The following is a 17262-nucleotide window of genomic DNA, read 5'->3' on the forward strand; positions in this document are numbered from 1 at the left end:
ATGCTGCTCAAGGCGGTGTTCTGGGATCTCGACGGCACTTTGATCGATTCGGAGCCGTTGTGGCACAACGGCGAATTCGAGATCGCCGCGGCCAACAACGGTACGTGGAGCGAGGATCTCGGCTGGGAGTGCTCCGGCACGCCGGTGCCCGATGTGGCGAGGCGTATGATCGAGCACGGCTGCACACTGTCGGTCGAGGAGATCGACAGGCAGCTCAAGCAGTATGTGTTCGATCAGGAGAAGATCCACATGCCGTGGATCGACGGCGTGACCGACGTGCTGCGCGCGCTCAAGGAGGCCGGCATCCCGTCGATGCTGGTGAGCACCTCTCCGCGTCCGATCGTCGAGAACGTGCTCGACGCCGCCCCCGGCCTGTTCGCGGGCTATGTGTGCGGCGACGACGACGCCAAGCACAAGCCGGATCCGGCGCCGTACCTGCTGGCCGCCTCCAAGCTCGGCATCGCGCGCGAGGACATGGCCAAGTGCGTGGTGCTCGAGGATACGCTCGTGGGTCTTACCGCGGGCGCCGCGTCCGGTGCGACGACGATCGCGCAGACCTGCACGATCCGCACCGACACGTCCGCCGGCCCGCAGTTCGCCTCGATCAACGGCTACGCAGGCATCGACCCGGCCGCGCTCGACGGTTTCGTGCGCCGGCGTCTGGAGGCGTGAGACAGTTCCGGCGTGACGCCCGCGACTGATAGAGTGACAGCGCTATGGCTTTTATCAATTTCATTCTTGAACTCCTGAAGGATCCGCGCGCGGCGATCGCCGGGTGGATCGCGATGGGTGTGGCGCCCACGCTGGGCTTCATCTTCCTGATCGTCTTCATCGAGACGGGTGTGGTGTTCTTCCCGTTCCTGCCCGGCGACTCCCTGCTGTTCGCGGCGGGCGTGTTCGCCGCCCCCGACGCCGTGACCGGCAAGGCCGCGCTGCCGTTGCACTTCCTGCTGCCGGTCGTGTGGCTCGCCCCGATCGTCGGCGACCAGTGCAACTACTTCATCGGCCACTTCTTCGGCCGCCGCATCATCCAGTCCGGCAAGGTCAAGGCGATGACCCCCGAGCGCATCGCCAAGACCGAGAAGATGATCGAGAAATGGGGTCCTCTGGCCGTGTTCTTGGGACGCTTCTTCCCGTTCATCCGCACGTTCATGCCGTTCATCTCCGGCATCTCCGGCATGCGATGGAGCCGTTTCGCGCCGTTCTCGGTGCTCGGCGGCCTCGTGTGGTCGTCGCTGTTCACGCTTCTCGGCTACTTCTTCGGCAACATTCCGGCCGTGCAGGATCACTTCGAGCTGGTGATCGTCCTCATCCTGCTGGTCTCGCTCGCCCCGACGATCATCGGCCTGTTCAAGGCCAAGTTCGGCAAGAAGAAGCCCGCCGCCCACGCCGCCCAGTGACGTGATTGGGGGATTCTTCCGCGTGTCGAGTTGCGAACGCGTGAGAATCGACTATATTGAAGCGAGTTGTCCTGCGGAGCAAGACAACACACCAAGGGGCTGTAGCTCAGTTGGTAGAGCGCTTCGTTCGCATCGAAGAGGTCGTGGTTTCGATTACCATCAGCTCCACAAACCCTCCGGAATTCCACCTCCGGAGGGTTTTTCATTTCCTTTCGTAGGCGCCAATGCCGGTGGTGGCGGTTTGCCGACTCTCGCGTCTGTTGTCATAACGCGATTGTCATAACGTGATCATTCTGACCGTTTTGGCGTGTTGTGGCGAAATCCGTTGCCACAAGTGTCCGGGAAGGGGATTCTGGGTGCGTTGTGTCGATGCGTGTCCGAGGGGCTGTGGTTGCGATTGTCGTGGAATGGCGGAATTCCAAGGATCCGGTTGTGGAGGGGCGTGCCACAACTCTTGCGTTGCCTTGATTTCGTCGTGTTGTGGCGGGGCCTGTTGCCATAAGTGTTCGAAAGGGCGGGGTTGGCTGTGGTGTGGCGGGGATTGCTGCCACAAGATCGCGAAGATGCGGTTCTGGTCGCGTTGTGGGCGGGTAGTGGGGCACGACGGTGTGGAATCGGCGCGTTGTGCGGGTTGTGGCGGGAACGTCCATCGGCATGGGCGTCGGACTGGATGACGTCGGACCGGCCGACATCGGGCCGGACGTTTGGGTGTCGGGCCTCCTGCCTGTCGGCGGCACGGCGGATGAGGTGGATGACGGATGACGATGCGGCGTATGGTGGCACGGCCGACGGCAATGCGGCGGATGACATGACCGACGGCAATACAGCTGACGAGGGGATCAGGCGTTCAACACGCCAAGCCAGTTACATATTCATTACCGGGACAGACCCGTGTCGATTGGACTGTCGATTGGGCTCCGTGGAACAACTGTGCGGAAACAGTTTCTGCGGGATGGTGTCGGGGGAAGCTCGCTATGGTTCGGTTCAACGAGAGGCGTGTGCTGGCGGGTGACCGGAATCTCTCGCTGGAGTGGCGCTTGGGGAGAGGTTGGTGCTAGGGGCTGTCAGGAATCTCTCGCTTATACGGTGCAGGAGAGAGATCTGTGCCGGGCAGTGGCGGAAACCTCTCGCTAAGCGGGGTGTTAGCGAGAGATTGGTGTCAGGTGCGTGCGGCGGGCTCTCGCTGAGGGATCATGGGGAGAGATCCACGGTATGTAGAGTGACGCGGGTGTCTCGCTGGAGGTGGATGGAGGGGGCGACGGCAGCGTGACTGCCATCCGGCTTCGTGCGGCCCGTGATCCGGTGCCGCCCATCCAAGCCACGTCCGTGCGCGGCTCATATCCGCGAATCATCCCTGAGCATGATTTGCCCGGGCGCATCGACCCTCCTAGAGTAGGGCGGCATGTCATGCACCACCATTCTCGTTGGAAAAGCAGCCAGCTATGACGGTTCGACCATCATCGCGCGCGACGATGACTCCGGTTCGGGCCGCTACGATCCCAAGCGCTTCATCGCCGTCGACCCGAAGGACCAGCCACGCCACTATCGCAGCGTCCTGAGCCACGTCGAGATTGACTTGCCGGACAACCCGTGCCGGTACTCGATCGTGCCGAACGTGCTCGATAATCGCGGCATTCTCGCCGAGGCGGGCGCGAACGAATACAACGTCGCGATGAGCGCGACCGAGACCATCGCGGTCAACGAGCGAGTGGCCGCCGCCGATCCATTCGTCGAACTGATCCCCGCGGGCGAGAACGCAGACGAGCATTCCGCCGAAGTCCCCGGCGGCATCGGCGAGGAGGACATCATCACCCTCGTCCTGCCGTACGTCAGGACCGCGCGAGAGGGCGTCGCCCGCCTCGGCGAACTGCTCGAACAGTACGGTACATACGAGTCGAACGGCGTGATCATCTCCGACGTGGACGAGATCTGGTACGTCGAGACGATCGGCGGCCATCACTGGATCGCCCGCCGCGTGCCCGACGACTGCTACGCGACGATCCCCAACCAGCTCGGCATCGACGACTTCGACCTGTCCGACGCGTTCGGCGATCAGCGCGAGTACATGTGCAGCGCCGATCTGCGCGAGTTCATCGTCGATCATCGCCTCGATCGCACGATGCGCGCGCACACCTCCCGCCGCGCCGTCTCCACCCACCGCCGCGACCGGTTCAACCCGCGCGCGGTGTTCGGCGACTCCACGCCGAAGGACCACATCTACAACACGCCGCGTGCCTGGTACATGCAGCGTCACCTGAACCCGAGCGAGGACTGGGATTCCCCCAACGCGCGATTTACGCCGATCTCCGATGACATCCCGTGGTGCCGCGTGCCCGAGCGCAAGGTGTCGATCGAGGACATCGACTTCCTGCTCGGATCGCACTTCGAGGACACGCCCTACGATCCGTACGGCACGCTCGGTACGCCCGAATCGCGCCACCGTTACCGTCCGATCGGCGTCAATCGCACCGGACACATGGTCGCGATCCAGCTGCGCCCATACGCGCCGGAGGCCTTGCGTGCGGTGATGTGGATCTCGTACGGTTCCGGCCCGTTCACGACCGCGGCCCCGTTCTATGCGAACGTCGACGATACGCCCGCGTATCTGCGCGATACGACCCCGGAGGTGTCGACCGCGAACCTGTACTGGACGAACCGTCTGATCGCGGTGATCGCGGACGCGCACTGGTTCGAGACGCAGAACCTGATCGGCCGGTACGTCGAACAGGTGCGCGTGTTCGGCCATCGCCTGGTCGAGGCGACCGATGCCGAGGTCGAGGATGCGATCGCGGCGGCATCGACGCCGGAGCGGCCGAACGCGGATCGGCCGTCCGAGGACGCGCCGGCCGGGGTGGCCGACGGCGTGGCTGGCGTGAGTGGCACCGCCGACGCAAACGGCGTATCTGCGGCGCTTGCGAAGGCCAACGAACGCATGGCCGCCTTCCTCGAGACCCACGCGCACACGCTGTTGAACGACGTGCTCTACACGTCCAGCAACCTGATGCGCAACAGCTTCGCGATGTCCGACCGCTGGATCTGAGCCGGTAACTGCAGGAAGGCCCTACATTACCTTGGTGCTTTCGAGGTTGCGGATGATCCAGTCGTTGAGGCGGATCACGGGCTTGCGCAGCATGAGACCGAGCAGCAGCGAAGGCACCAGGAACAGGGCCAACTTGCCCATCGAGATCCAGTACTCCATGCCGTAGTAGCCGGCCATCGCCGAGTGCATCGCGTCGACGCCGTACGGGAACAGCAGCCATTTGGCAATCACCTGGAAGAACGGCGGCAGGGTCTCCACCGGGAACGTGCCGCCGGAGCCGGCCACCTGCATGACGAGCAGCACGACGGCGATCGCCTTGCCGATGTCGCCGAACGACACCGTGAGTGTGTACACGAGGTTCGAGAACACCAGCGAGGCGAGCCATCCGGTCATGAGGAACAGGAACGGATGCTTGCACTGCACGCCGAGGTAGAACAGGTCTCCGAGGCATACGAGCGTGCCCTGCAACAGCGCGAGCAGACCGAAGATCATGTATCGGCCGAAATACTCCTGATGCAGTTTGAGCCCGAACTGCCGCGCGTTGCCGGGCGATTCGGAGTGCGGCTTGCGCAGCACGTCGAGCATCGCGCCCGGCCCGGCCGCGCGTCCGATCCTCACCGCCTCGCGCAATCCCACGTCGGAGCCGAGCGGCAGGTTGTTGCCGAGCCCTAGGATCACGGCCTTCTCATGGTCGGAGATCGATACTTTCATCATCGCGGCGAGCACGATCGCGCCCACCCAGATCGACAGGATCGTGTAGAACGGCGTCATCGCGGAACCGTAGTTCGCGATCGGATAGATCGCCTTGCGATCCACCTGAACCGGCGCGGACAGCAGCGAGGCGATCTCCTCCGGGTCCGCCGACATGATCGCCGACAGGCCGCTTGCCCCCGCGTCGGACGTGCCGGACCCTCCCGACCCGTCGGACCCGCCGGACAGCCCGCTCGTCAGCGTCGCGAACTTCGCGTTGAGATCGTCCAGCTTCGCCGCCGAATCGGTGAGCGCCTTCGACACATCGCCCAACGCGCCGCGCGCCTCCTTGAGGCCGCCGCCGACCCCGTCCGCGAGCGAGGCCATGCCGTCCGTCGCGCCGGACAGGCGGTCGATCACGGTGCCGGTCTGCGCGGTCAGCTCGTCGATCGACGACTCCAGCGCCTCGAGCTGCGGCTTCAACGTCGTGCGATACGTGTTCGCCGCCTTGTCGACCGCCGCGCGTGCGTCGGCGACCTGCGCCTTCAGATCCGCGCGCGTCTGCTCCGCGTCCGCCATGTCGTCGTCGATCCGCTGCGCCGCCTCTCCCAGCGCCTTGGCCGCGGACGCGAGCTTCGCCTGCGTGTCCGCCGCCTGATCGGCCGCCGCGTCGAGCGCGTCCCTCACCGCCGGCAGCGTCGCCGATTCGGCGAGCGCGCGCAGCGACTCGGCGTACTGTCCGTACGCGTCGGCGTGCGCCTGCACCTTGCCCTGCAATGTGCGCAGTGCGGCTGACGTCTGCCCGGTCTGCACCTTCACGTCGTCGAACGCCGCGTCGATCTCGCTGCTGACTTCCGCGTACGCCTTGTCGGCGCGTTTGAGCGCGGCCTCGGCCTGTGCGCTCGCGCTCGACATCACGTTCTTGAGTCCGTCGGCGCCCGATTTCGCCTGCGTCATCGCCTTCCTGGCGTCCGCGGCGGCCGATCCGGTCGAGCCGAGCAGCTTGTCGGTCGACGCGACGAGGCTTTCGGTCGATTTGATGAGGCTTGCGTACGCGCCGACCTGCGCGGAGGCTGATTTGAGCTGCGAGGACATCGCCTTGATGTGTCCGGTGGCGTTGGTCACGTACTGCTTCATCTGCGGCGTGTCCGCGTATTTCGCGACGTTCGACGCCAGTCCGATCGCGACCTGGCCGATCGTCGTGACGAACGTCTGGTCGATGGTCGTGGCGACGGTGGAGGCGCCCTCATCGGTGATGTGCGGGGCGATCGGGTTGATCTTCTCGTTGAGGTAGTAGTCGAGTTCCGCGTGCTTGACCTTCGTGGAGAACAGGGTCATCATGTCGGCGCTGAAGCTGGAGGGGATGACGAGCGCCGCGTAGTATTCGCCGGAGTGCACGCCGTCGATCGCCTTGTCCTTGCCGACGAACTGCCAGTCGAGCTGGTGGTTGGCGCGCAGGGCGCTGACCACGGTCTCGCCCACGTTGATCGTCACCGGCATGAGGTCGGACTTGTAGCCCTTGTCGGTGTTCGCGACGGCGACCTTGAGCGCCTTCGTGTTGCCGTACGGGTCCCAGCTGGCCGCGATGTTGTACCACGCGTACAGGGCGGGCACGATGACCAGTCCGATCGCCACGATGATCGCGATCACGTTGCGCGTGGCCTGTTGGACGTCCCGTGCGAAGATGCGCCAGATGTTCCTCATCGCGTGCCTCCCTTGCCGTCGTTGCGTCCGTCGCCGCCGCGGGCACGCCGCTTGCGCCGCCAGATGTACCCGTTGAGCATCACGTCGCGGAACTGTTCGGTGGTCATCGCGCCCGTGCCCAGCTGGCGCGAGTAGCTTTCGCGCGTGTATTCGACGATGATCAGGTAGGCGTCGATCACGATGATCGACACGATCCATGCGGTGAGCATCGCGATCTTCGCCTGCGTGGCGAACAGCAGCACGAGGAAGACGATCGGCAGCACGGTCAGCATCACCAGACCGGAGACGATGAGCTTCGGGTAGCGTGTGAAGAACCGGTGCGCGCGGCGCGTGAGCAGTTCGCGCAGATCCTTGGAGTCGGAGGCCTCGCGGAACACGGAGGTCAGGCTCATCCGCTCGTTGACCATCGTGTTGTGTTCGGTGATCATCAGGTCGGTGTCGCTCAGACGACTGTCGAACAGGGCGTTCAGGTTCATCGCGTAGCGGCGTACGACCAGTCCGATGAACAGGGCGACCGGCAGATAGTAGGCGAGGTGCATCATGTCGAGCCAGTAGTGGTTCTCGTACAGGCCGCCGATCGGCCCGCGCATCGCGTTGATGCCGTACGTGAACGGCAGCCAGGGGTGCAGCTCGCGGAAGAAGTCCGGCATCATCTCGATCGGGTAGAGGCCCGATGCGCCCGGGATCTGCATGATCACGAGGATCACCGCGACCGCCTTGCCGATGTGCCGGAACGCGACCGCCAGCGCGTAGATGATGTTGATGTACACGAACGAGCAGAAGATGCCGGCGAGCAGGAACAGCAGCGGATGATCGCATTGGATGCCGAGCAGCAGGTCGCCGGTGCAGGCGATGACCGCCTGCATGAAGCCGATCACGACGAGCAGTAGCCAGCGGCCGAGATAGGCCTGCGTGGCGGTGAGCTGGATCAGCCCCTCGCGGTCCACCTCGAGCTTGTAGATCGCGATGAGCACGAATCCGCCGACCCACAGCGCGAGGTTCGTGTAGAACGGGGTGACCGCCGAACCGTAGTTCGCGATCGGGTAGACGGTCTTCGTGGTGAGCGTGACCGGGCTGCCCATGAACGCGCCGAACTCTTTGTCATTGAGCTTGAGCCGGTCACGCAGCTTGGCGTACGTCTCGGAGCTTTCGATCGCGGCGACGTCGTTCCTCACGGTCGTTACGTCCTGCTGAAGGGTCTTCAGCGAGTCGCGCGTGCCGCCGATCGTCGTCGACGCCTCGGCGAGCGTGCCGTCGAGCTGGGAGAACAGGCCGTCCGCCTGCGTGATGGTCGTGTCGAGCGAGGTGAGCGTGCCCGCGAGCGTGCCGTTGAGCGCGGCGAAGCTGCCGAGCGACGCGTTGAGGTTCGGCATGATCGAGGTCGTGAGGTTCTGGCGTGCCGCGTTGAGTCCGGCGATGCCGCCGCTTGTGGTCGTGCCCGCCACGTTCGACAGATGCGTCGTGACGTCCTTGCCGGCCGTGATGAACGTCGTCGCGTTGTTGCGGAAGTCGCTGACCTGCTGCTGTTGCGTCTTGACCGCCGTGTCGATCACGTTGATCTGGCTCCAGATGTGCCGGCCCAGCGGGTCGGTGGTGTCCTGCGTGATGCCGGCCCGGGTTAGCGCGGCCTTCACGTCGGCGACCGTCTGGGCCGTGGCGTCGAGCGGGACCGAGATCGTCGTCGTGATGCGGTCGACCGACGCCTGCGCGTCGTTGAGTGATCCGGTGATCGCGCCGGCCGCGATGTTCGCCTGCACGCCCACGCCGGACAGCTGCGCCGATCCGAGATCGAACGCGCCGGTCAGCACGCCGCCGAAGCGCTGCGCGTCGTTTTGAGCGGTGTTCAGCAGCGTGCCCGCGTTGTTCGACACCTTGCGTGCCGAGTCGAGCTCCTTTTTCAGCTCGACGAGCGTCCGCCGCGCCTCGGCGACGGAATTGCGCGACTGGTCGAGGCTTGCGCGCGTGCGTCCGAGCGTTTCCGACGCCTTGCGGATGCGCTCGTTCGTCCTGTCGAGATCCGCGATGATGTCGTCGGTTGTCGCGCCCGCCTTGTCCGCGATGTCGTCGCTCGCCTTCGTGACGGCCTTGGCGACGACCTCGCCGACGGTCGACACGAACGTCTGGTTGATCTGCTCGTCGATCGTGCTCGCGCCGGTATCGGTGATCTTCGGTGCGATCGCGTTCTTCTTCTCGTTGACGTAGTACGTGATCTTCGGGCGCTCAGCCGAGCCGGTGACCACGCCCGCGAGGCTCTCGCTGAAATCGTCGTCCAGCACGATCGCCGCGTAGTATTCGCCCTTCTGCATGCCGTCCATCGCTTGTGCGCGGCTGACGAACCGCCATCCGAGCTGGGTGTTCTTCTTCAACTGCGCGACGACCTGCGTGCCGGCGTCCAGCTTGCCCGCGATCGGCGAATCGGTGCCCTTGTCGTCGTTGACGACGGCGACCTGGATGTTGCCGGTGGCGGAGTACGGGTCCCAGTTGGCGAGGATGTTGAACCACGCGTACAGCGACGGGATGATCGCCACGCCGAGCGTGACCACCAGCGCCACCGGATTGCGCAGAATCCGCATGAGATCGCGCGTAAACACCTGCCAGATCGTGCTCATGCCGTTGCCGTCCCTCTTTCGCCGCGATATCGATATCCGAGATGCAGATTACTCAGGGTGGGCGTCGCGCCGCTATATCGTGGACGAAAAACAGCCGTGCAGATGAACCGATGCTGTCCAGATAGTGATTGCGTGCGATTGCGTGCGATTGCATCGGCGGACATGGGTCATCGCCGGCCATCGCCGGTGGACCTGGGCGCGCAATTTAAGAGGGAATTTACGTAGCCTGCGGCATCCGTCACGCGCGAATGGGGGATACTGGAACCATGACTATGACTAGTGCAGACGACGTTATCGAGATCACGGATCCCCAGCCTCACGACGAGTCCCGGCCCCTTGCGGCCGTGCGCATCCCCGTCGGGACCGTGGTGCTCGCGGCCACCCCGATCGGCAATGTGTTCGACGCCTCCGAGCGTCTGAAGGCGCTCATCGAGCACGCCGACATCATCGCCGCCGAGGACACGCGTCGCCTGTACGATCTGGCGAACCGCCTCGGCGTGCACGTCAACGGCCGCGTCATCGCCTACCACGACCACAACGAGCGCAACAAGGCCGACGGGCTGCTCGACAACGTCGAGACGGGCGCGACCGTCCTCGTCGTCTCCGACGCCGGCATGCCGACGATCAACGATCCGGGGCTCGCGATCGTGCGACGCGCCATCGAACGCGGACTGCCGGTCACCTGCGCGCCCGGACCGTCCGCCGTGCTCGACGCGCTCGCCCTGTCCGGACTGCCCACCGACCGCTTCTGCTACGAGGGATTCCTGCCGCGCAAGCACTCCGAACGCATGCAGCACCTGCGCACGCTCCTGCCCGAACGGCGCACGATGGTCTTCTACGAGACGCTGCATCGCATCGACGATTCGATGGACGATCTGCTGGAGGCGTTCGGGCCGAACCGCCGCATGGCCCTGTGCCGCGAACTGACCAAGGACTACGAGGAGGTGCGCCGCGGCACGATCATCGAGATCCGCGACGGCGTGCGCTCCGATCCGCCGCGCGGCGAGATGGTGCTCGTCGTCGCCGGTGCGTCCGACGAGGAGGCGACCGCCGCGGCTCCCAGCACGCTGTCGATCGAGGATCTGGCCCGACTGGCCATCGACCGCGCACTCGAGGACGGGCTGCGCATCAAGGAGGCGATCAGCCAGGTCGCCGAGGAGCACCCACTGCCCGACGGCACCCTGCCCAACCGCAAGCAGATCTATACCGCCGTCCTCAAGCTCAAGCAGGACTGATTTCGTTCTTGGCCTCCTCTGACGAGGGGGCCGAATTATTCCCCGCCCGCCGCTGGGCGTAGATGCGGCTGACCGACCGCAGGAGGGTGCGCGCCTGCGGGACCGTGGGCATGCACGGGTTCTCGTCGAGGATCGTCATGCAGTCGCCAGGGGAGAAGTCGTAGACGTCCATGCAGTCGGCGATCGGCTCGATGAGCAGCATGTCCTCCGTGCGATCGCCGAAGATCGTGACGATATCGCACACGGTGCGCGCCGGACGTGTGACCCGCAAGGGTCCGATGCGCGCCAGATCGCGGTGTTCCACCTTGCGGTCGAACGCGCGCACGCGGCGCCCGTGATGCGTCTTGCGGAAGTGCGAGCGCGACATCACGTCCAACGTGTCGGGGAACGTGCCGCCCATCCACACCCACAGGGCGGTGAACGCGCAGGCGATCGTCGCGAACGGGATGATGCGCTCGGTGATCATCGCCCGCCCGTACAGGGTGTCGGCGTGCTCGATCCAGTATCCGCTGCGCGAGTCCAGTCCGCCGACCGAACCGAGGATCGTCAGGCGTTTGAGACTCAGTGGACCCGGCAGATCGCGGTCGATGAGAATCGGCGGAATGATCGGCTTCGGCCGGGGCGCGAGCGGCATGCCCGGCGTCACCGGCTCGGCCGGCGCGGGAATCGTGTCGCGTGGCGCGTCCGGCGAGGTGTTCCGCGTGGCCGCTGGGGGATTGGGCGGTGGGGGATTGGGCGGTGATGCGTCCTGCGCGGCGTCCGATGGCATCTCCGTATCCGAAGCATGGTTCGATATGAGGTTCGTCGTTGAACTGTCCATGCACCTACGATACCGGTCGGTCGGTCGGCCGCGTTTCCGTCAGACGGCTCCCGTGGATGACGGTGGATGAGCCGGTGGATAAGCGGCAGTGCCGGACGGCTTGATTGGCGTATCGATCGGCGTCTGCCTATCGTGTTTGTTGTCATAACGTGATCATTCTGACCGTTTTGGCGTGTTGTGGCGAAATCCGTTGCCACAAGTGTCCGGGAAGGGGATTCTGGGTGCGTTGTGTCGATGCGCGTCTGGGGTGCTGTGGATGCGATTGTCGTGGAATGGCGGAATTCCAAGGATCCGGTCGTGGAGGGGCGTGCCACGACGTTTGCGTTGCGTTGGTTTCGCCGTGTTGTGGCGGGGTCTGTTGCCATAAGTGTTCGAAAGGGCGGGGTTGGCTGTGGTGTGGCGGGGATTGCTGCCACAAGATCGCGAAGATGCGGTTCTGGTCGCGTTGTGGGCGGGTAGTGGGGCACGACGGTGTGGAATCGGCGCGTTGTGCGGGTTGTGGCGGGAACGTCCATCGGCATGGGCGTCGGACTGGCCGACATCGGACCGGCCGACATCGGACCGAACGTCTGGGTGTCGGGCCTTCTGCCTGCCGGCAGCACGGCGGATGACATGACCGACGGCAATACGGCTGACGACAGAATCAGGCGTTCAACCGCCAAGCCAATTGCACACTTACTGAGGCCGTCCCGTTTGGTCTATCATAATTGCAAGGGAATCGATGGAGATTCCGGCGTAAGGAGAAAGGTGTCAATGAAAAAAGATTTTCCCCCAAAAGACGATGGCGATTGATGAATAAATGCTCTGTGCTGTCGATCGTGGGTTTGCTGTTTCTTGCGATTGCCTTATATCTCACTGCCGTTGGTTCCATTCTGCTTATTATGTGGTGTCTTGTTGTGGCTTTTGCGTGTTCGTTGCTCTCGTCTGTGTTGTGTGTTGTTACTCTATGCTGTTCGCGGCGAATGAATAAGGCGTCCATCGGCCGAAAGATATCCTGTTATGCGATTCCCGTTTCGCTGATGGTTCTTGGATATGCCGGTGTGGTTGTCGTACCGATGATTTTCCATTTTGCGTTTGCCGGGTGATCGTGGCTGTGGGGCGTGAAGATGCGGGACATGCGCCGTCGGACACTTCCACAGCCGCGGTTAGTATCGAGCCTTATGAGTCATATTTTGGTCAATGTTGCATGGCCGTACGCGAACGGCCCCCGCCATATCGGTCACGTGGCCGGTTTCGGCGTTCCGTCGGACGTGTACGCGCGCTACGAACGCATGAAGGGCAACGACGTGCTGATGGTCTCCGGCACGGACGAGCACGGCACCCCGATCCTCGTCGAGGCGGAGAAGGAGGGCGTCACCGCCCAGGAGCTGGCGAACCGCTACAATCGCGTCATCGCCAAGGATCTGTGCGATCTCGGCCTGAGCTACGACCTGTTCACCCGCACCACCACGGGCAACCACGAACACGTCGTCCAGGAGCTGTTCAAGCAGTGCCTGAAGAACGGCTACATCTACAAGGGCACGCAGAAGGTCGCGATCTCCCCGTCGACCGGCCGCACCCTGCCCGACCGCTACATCGAGGGCGAATGCCCGATCTGCCACACCGAGGGCGCGCGCGGCGACCAGTGCGACGCCTGCGGCAACGAGCTCGACCCGGACGAGCTGATCAACCCCGTCTCCAAGATCAACGGCGAAACCCCGCGCTTCGAGGAGACCGAGCACTTCTTCCTTGACCTGCCGGCGCTCGCCGAGGCGAACCTCGCGTGGCTCAACACCCGCGAGGGCTGGCGCACCAACGTCATCAACTTCTCCAAGGGCCTGTTCAAGGAGGTCAAGCCGCGCGCCATCACGCGTGATATCGACTGGGGCATCCCGGTTCCGGTCGCCGGCTGGATCGACAACCCGAACAAGAAGCTGTACGTGTGGTTCGACGCCGTGATCGGCTACCTGTCGGCCTCGATCGAATGGGCCCGCCGCAAGGGCGACCCGGAGGCGTGGCGCGCATGGTGGAACGACCCGAAGACCCCGGGCTACTACTTCATGGGCAAGGACAACATCACGTTCCACTCCCAGATCTGGCCCTCCGAGATGCTGGCCTACAACGGCCAGGGTTCCAAGGGCGGCGAGACCGGCGAGCTCGGCCCGCTGAACCTGCCCGAGCAGGTCGTCGCCTCCGAGTTCATGACGATGGAGGGCAAGAAGTTCTCCTCCTCGCGCGGCATCGTCATCTACGTCAAGGACATCCTCTCGCGCTACCCGGTGGACGCGGTGCGCTACTACATCTCCATCGCCGGGCCGGAGAGCTCCGACTCCGACTTCACGTGGGCCGAGTTCGTGCGCCACAACAACGAGGAGCTCGCCTCCTCCTGGGGCAACCTGGTCAACCGCGTCGCCAACCTCATCGCCAAGAACTTCGGTCAGATCCCGGCGCTCGACGAGGATTCGATGACCGACGAGGACCGCGCGCTCCTGACGGAGACCCGCGGCGCCTTCGACTCGGTCGGCGGCTTCATCGAGAACCATCACCAGAAGGGCGCGCTCCTCGAGGCGATGCGCGTCGTCGGCGACATCAACAAGTACATCTCCGCCGAGGAGCCGTGGAAGATCAAGGACGACGACAAGCGTCTGGCCACCGTGCTGCACGTGGCCGCGCAGGCCGTCTCCGACGCGAACCACCTGCTCGCCCCGTTCCTGCCCCACTCCGCGCAGAAGGTGTGGGAGGCCCTGGGCGGCAAGGGCACGTTCTCGCCGCTGCCGCGTCTCGAGGAGGTCGAGGATCTCGACAAGCCGGGCTTCCACTACCCGATCATCACCGGCGACTACGTGATGGGCGAGACCGTCCACCCGTGGGAGAGCGAGCCGATCGAGGTCGGCGCGCCCGTCGCCAAGCCGACGCCGATCTTCGCGAAGATCCCGAAGGAGGCCGTCGAGGAGGAGCTGGCTCGCTTCGACGAGGCGCTCGCCGCCCGTCGCGCCGCCGAGGCCGAGCGTCTCGCGGCGGCCAAGGCCGAGCTCGCGGATTCCGCAGGCAAGGCCGAGGACAAGGCTGAGGACAAGTAGTTACAAACCTGTCACAGAGTGTTGAGAGTTCTTTCAGGAACGCGCATCGTTCCTCTAAGAAACGGGCGGTTAACTAAAGACTGTCGGCGGATGAAGTTGAACCGCAGGCGAGGTTCTTCCGGACCCCATAACTGAACCCTTCTTCTCTCTTCTCTCTCGCCCGGCGGCTTCTCACCGCCGGGTTTCTTTTTGCCCGTTTGCCCGTGTACGCGGCAACGGAGGCCGATTGCCGCGCGATGTAATGTGGCACCCCGATGTGGTGTCCCATGGTGCAGTTGCCGGTGCCATCGCGCGGTGACTTTCCCATGAAGTAGTGAAATCCCCATGACGCGGTGACACAAAACGGCGGAATCATGCGGTTTGCAGAAAACGGCTCACCGCGTCATGGGAAAGTCACCGCGCGATGTGTACGCAGCCAGCGCGATGGAGAGGCATCGGAACCTCGCGGAGATGCATATGTCGCCGGAAGCCCGGCGTGTGCCGTTACGAACACCCCCGAAACCTCCCCTCGGGCGCATCCCGGTTGCGTTTGTGGCGTCCCTTGTCGGCGAAACACGCGGAGGTTCGCGGATTGCGAACGGGGGAAGGTTGTCTAGACTGGTATGCGTTTGCGAAACGCGATGCGTTTGAGGGTGCGGGGCCGGTGTGGTCCTGTACCCTCAGCCGGTGAAGGAGAGCACCGGTCGGGCGCCGGCGATCGGAAGGTCAATCCGTCGGTGAGCCGGACGCGGGTGGTCGTGAATCGTGGCGGCAACGAATGCCGCGCGCGGCGAAGGAGAGCGCCGTGCCAACCACAGGCAAACAATCCGAAGAAACGGTGACTTCCCCCATGTACGTCGATCCGGGAACCAACCAACAAGCCGGCAACATTCGCTGGATCCTGCCCTACTGCAAACCCGACCTGCCGCGCGTCATCGGCGCGCTGCTGCTGTTCATCGCGAACAATGCGATGGCCCTGACCATCCCCATCATCTCCGGTCTGATCGTCGACCGCGTCATCGTCGGCGGACACACCGACGAGCTGCTCAAGTTCTGCGGTCTGATGATCGCGATGACCGTCATCCGCGTCGGCGCGCGATACGGCTACCAGATGTGGATGGAGCGATTTGGCCAGAACTCCGTATACCGCCTCGTCTCCGACGAGTACGAGAAGCTGCACGAACTCGACTTTACCTACTTCAACCACACGCGCACCGGCGACATCATGAGCCGCCTGACCTCCGACACCGACGCGATCCGCCACTTCCTGAGCTGGGTGAGCTACCAGATCGCCGACTGCGTGGTCATGTTCATCGGCGCCCTGTGCGTGATGTTCGCGATCGACTGGCGACTGGCGATCGCGCTCGCCTGCGTCACCCCGTTCATCTTCATTCTCACGCGCGGACTGTCGACGCACGCGCACCCGCTGTTCTTCGCGATCCGCAACTCGCTGGCCGCGTTGAACTCGATGGTCGAGGAGAACATCGAAGGCAACCGCGTGGTCAAGGCGTTCGTCCGCGAACCCTACGAGACCAAGCGATTCGACGAGCACAACGACGACTACATGCGCCGCAACATGGCGCTCGCCTACAACTCGCGCCGGTACATGCCCTGGCTCGACGGCCTCGGCTTCTCGCTGCAGCTCATCACGCTCGGCTTCGGCGGTTTCCTCGTCATCAAGGGGTACATGACGCTCGGCAACCTCGTGAGCTTCAACTCGTTCCTGTGGATGATCGACGGCCCGGTGCGCGCCTCCGGATGGCTCATCAACGACTGGCAGCGATTCAACGCCAGCTGCATCAAGATCAGGAGGCTGCTGACCGAGAAGTCACGCATCGTGGAGAAGCCCGACGCCGAACAGGCGGTCGCCGACAGGGCCGCCGCATCGCCCGCAGCGCACATTACGGGCGACATCCGCTTCGACCACGTCTCCTTCTCCTTCCCCGACGATCCCGCCACGCCGATCCTCACCGACCTCGACTTCCACGTGCCCGCCGGCACGAAGCTCGGCATCCTCGGCGAGACCGGCGCCGGCAAATCCACGCTCGTCAGCCTCATCTCGCGCTTCTACGACCCGACCTCGGGCCGTGTGCTCATCGACGGCGTCGACGCGCGCGACTGGCCGCTGGCCACGCTGCGCTCGCAGGTGTGCATCGTCGCGCAGGACACGTTCCTGTTCTCCGACACGATCAGGGGCAACATCGGCTTCGGCGCCAATCGCCTCGAAAACGACGGCGACGGGCGCCCGCGCACCGGCTCCGGCGACGGCGCCGACGACGAGTTCATCCGTCGCATGGCGCAGATCGCCGGCGCCGACGGCTTCATCCGTTCGCTGCCCGACGGCTACGGCACGATCGTGGGCGAGCGCGGCGTCGGCCTGTCCGGCGGCCAGAAGCAGCGTCTGAGTCTGGCGCGTGCGCTGGCCGATGATCCGTCGATCCTCATCATGGACGACACGACCTCGGCCGTCGACATGGAGACCGAGGCGGAGATCCAGCGTCATCTGCGCGAGATGGACGGCGACAAGACGATCGTCACCATCGCGCATCGCATCTCGTCGGTGAAGGACTCCGACCTGATTCTCGTGCTCGAGCGCGGGCGGATCGTCGAGCGCGGCACGCACGCCGAGCTCGTGGCCGCGCACGGGCGCTACTGGAGCATCTACTCGAAGCAGCTCGGCGCCCAGTCCGGCGCCGCGCAGGGGTTCTAGCGGACCTGTCCCGCAG

Annotated in this window: 11 protein-coding genes and 1 tRNA gene; 9 read left to right on the forward strand and 3 right to left on the reverse strand. The window is 64.4% G+C overall.

From position 1 onward, the window contains the following. From BCAL_RS07330 to BCAL_RS07345, 5 genes are all read left to right on the forward strand, one after another. The gene (locus BCAL_RS07330) at positions 1-672 is read left to right on the forward strand and encodes an HAD family hydrolase (RefSeq protein WP_043166077.1); all 672 of its coding nucleotides are present in this window, start codon (positions 1-3) and stop codon (positions 670-672) included. 44 nt (positions 673-716) lie between these two features. Further along, entirely contained in the window at positions 717-1400 is a 684-nt protein-coding gene (locus tag BCAL_RS07335; protein ID WP_043166078.1) for a DedA family protein, read from the forward strand. A 95-nt stretch (positions 1401-1495) separates the two neighbouring features. Continuing rightward, positions 1496-1568: transfer RNA gene (locus tag BCAL_RS07340), tRNA-Ala, on the forward strand. Positions 1569-2033: 465 nt separating this feature from the next. Continuing rightward, entirely contained in the window at positions 2034-2162 is a 129-nt protein-coding gene (locus BCAL_RS13975; RefSeq protein ID WP_274518253.1) for a hypothetical protein, read from the forward strand. Positions 2163-2802: 640 nt separating this feature from the next. Next, a complete protein-coding gene (locus BCAL_RS07345) occupies positions 2803-4440 on the forward strand; it encodes a C69 family dipeptidase (protein WP_043167768.1) in 1638 nt (545 codons plus the stop codon). Positions 4441-4461: 21 nt separating this feature from the next. On the opposite strand, the gene BCAL_RS07350 is transcribed toward BCAL_RS07345, so the two are convergent. Both BCAL_RS07350 and BCAL_RS07355 read right to left on the reverse strand, forming a co-directional pair. Continuing rightward, positions 4462-6834: a YhgE/Pip domain-containing protein gene (locus tag BCAL_RS07350; protein WP_043167766.1), complete on the reverse strand. Its 2373-nt coding sequence runs from the start codon at positions 6832-6834 to the stop codon at positions 4462-4464. Beyond that, on the reverse strand, positions 6831-9443 hold the full coding sequence (locus tag BCAL_RS07355) for a YhgE/Pip domain-containing protein (protein ID WP_052119347.1): 2613 nt from the start codon (positions 9441-9443) through the stop codon (positions 6831-6833). Before BCAL_RS07355 ends, BCAL_RS07350 begins: the two co-directional genes overlap by 4 nt. Before the next feature lie 272 nt (positions 9444-9715). Between BCAL_RS07355 and rsmI the strand changes: the two genes are divergently transcribed. Next, positions 9716-10678 (forward strand): 16S rRNA (cytidine(1402)-2'-O)-methyltransferase, encoded by a 963-nt coding sequence (gene rsmI / locus BCAL_RS07360; RefSeq protein ID WP_043167764.1) that lies wholly within the window; start codon positions 9716-9718, stop codon positions 10676-10678. Here the strand turns inward: rsmI and BCAL_RS07365 are convergent. After that, positions 10665-11498: a hypothetical protein gene (locus BCAL_RS07365; protein ID WP_152600443.1), complete on the reverse strand. Its 834-nt coding sequence runs from the start codon at positions 11496-11498 to the stop codon at positions 10665-10667. The genes rsmI and BCAL_RS07365 overlap by 14 nt on opposite strands. Positions 11499-12017: 519 nt before the next feature. On the opposite strand from BCAL_RS07365, the gene BCAL_RS13245 reads away from it, so the two are divergent. The 3 genes from BCAL_RS13245 to BCAL_RS07375 all read left to right on the forward strand — a co-directional run bounded on the left by BCAL_RS13245 (position 12018) and on the right by BCAL_RS07375 (position 17246). Next, a complete protein-coding gene (locus tag BCAL_RS13245) occupies positions 12018-12290 on the forward strand; it encodes a hypothetical protein (RefSeq protein ID WP_152600359.1) in 273 nt (90 codons plus the stop codon). 368 nt (positions 12291-12658) lie between these two features. After that, positions 12659-14557 carry a methionine--tRNA ligase gene (gene metG, locus BCAL_RS07370; RefSeq protein WP_043166138.1) on the forward strand — a complete coding sequence of 633 codons (1899 nt, stop codon included), beginning with the start codon at positions 12659-12661 and terminating at the stop codon, positions 14555-14557. Positions 14558-15386: 829 nt separating this feature from the next. Then, positions 15387-17246, forward strand: a complete 1860-nt coding sequence (locus BCAL_RS07375) for an ABC transporter ATP-binding protein (protein WP_043166141.1) — start codon at positions 15387-15389, stop codon at positions 17244-17246. The last annotated feature ends 16 nt before the right edge of the window (positions 17247-17262 follow it).

It is taken from the genome of Bifidobacterium callitrichos DSM 23973, from assembly GCF_000741175.1.
Lineage (GTDB): Bacteria > Actinomycetota > Actinomycetes > Actinomycetales > Bifidobacteriaceae > Bifidobacterium > Bifidobacterium callitrichos.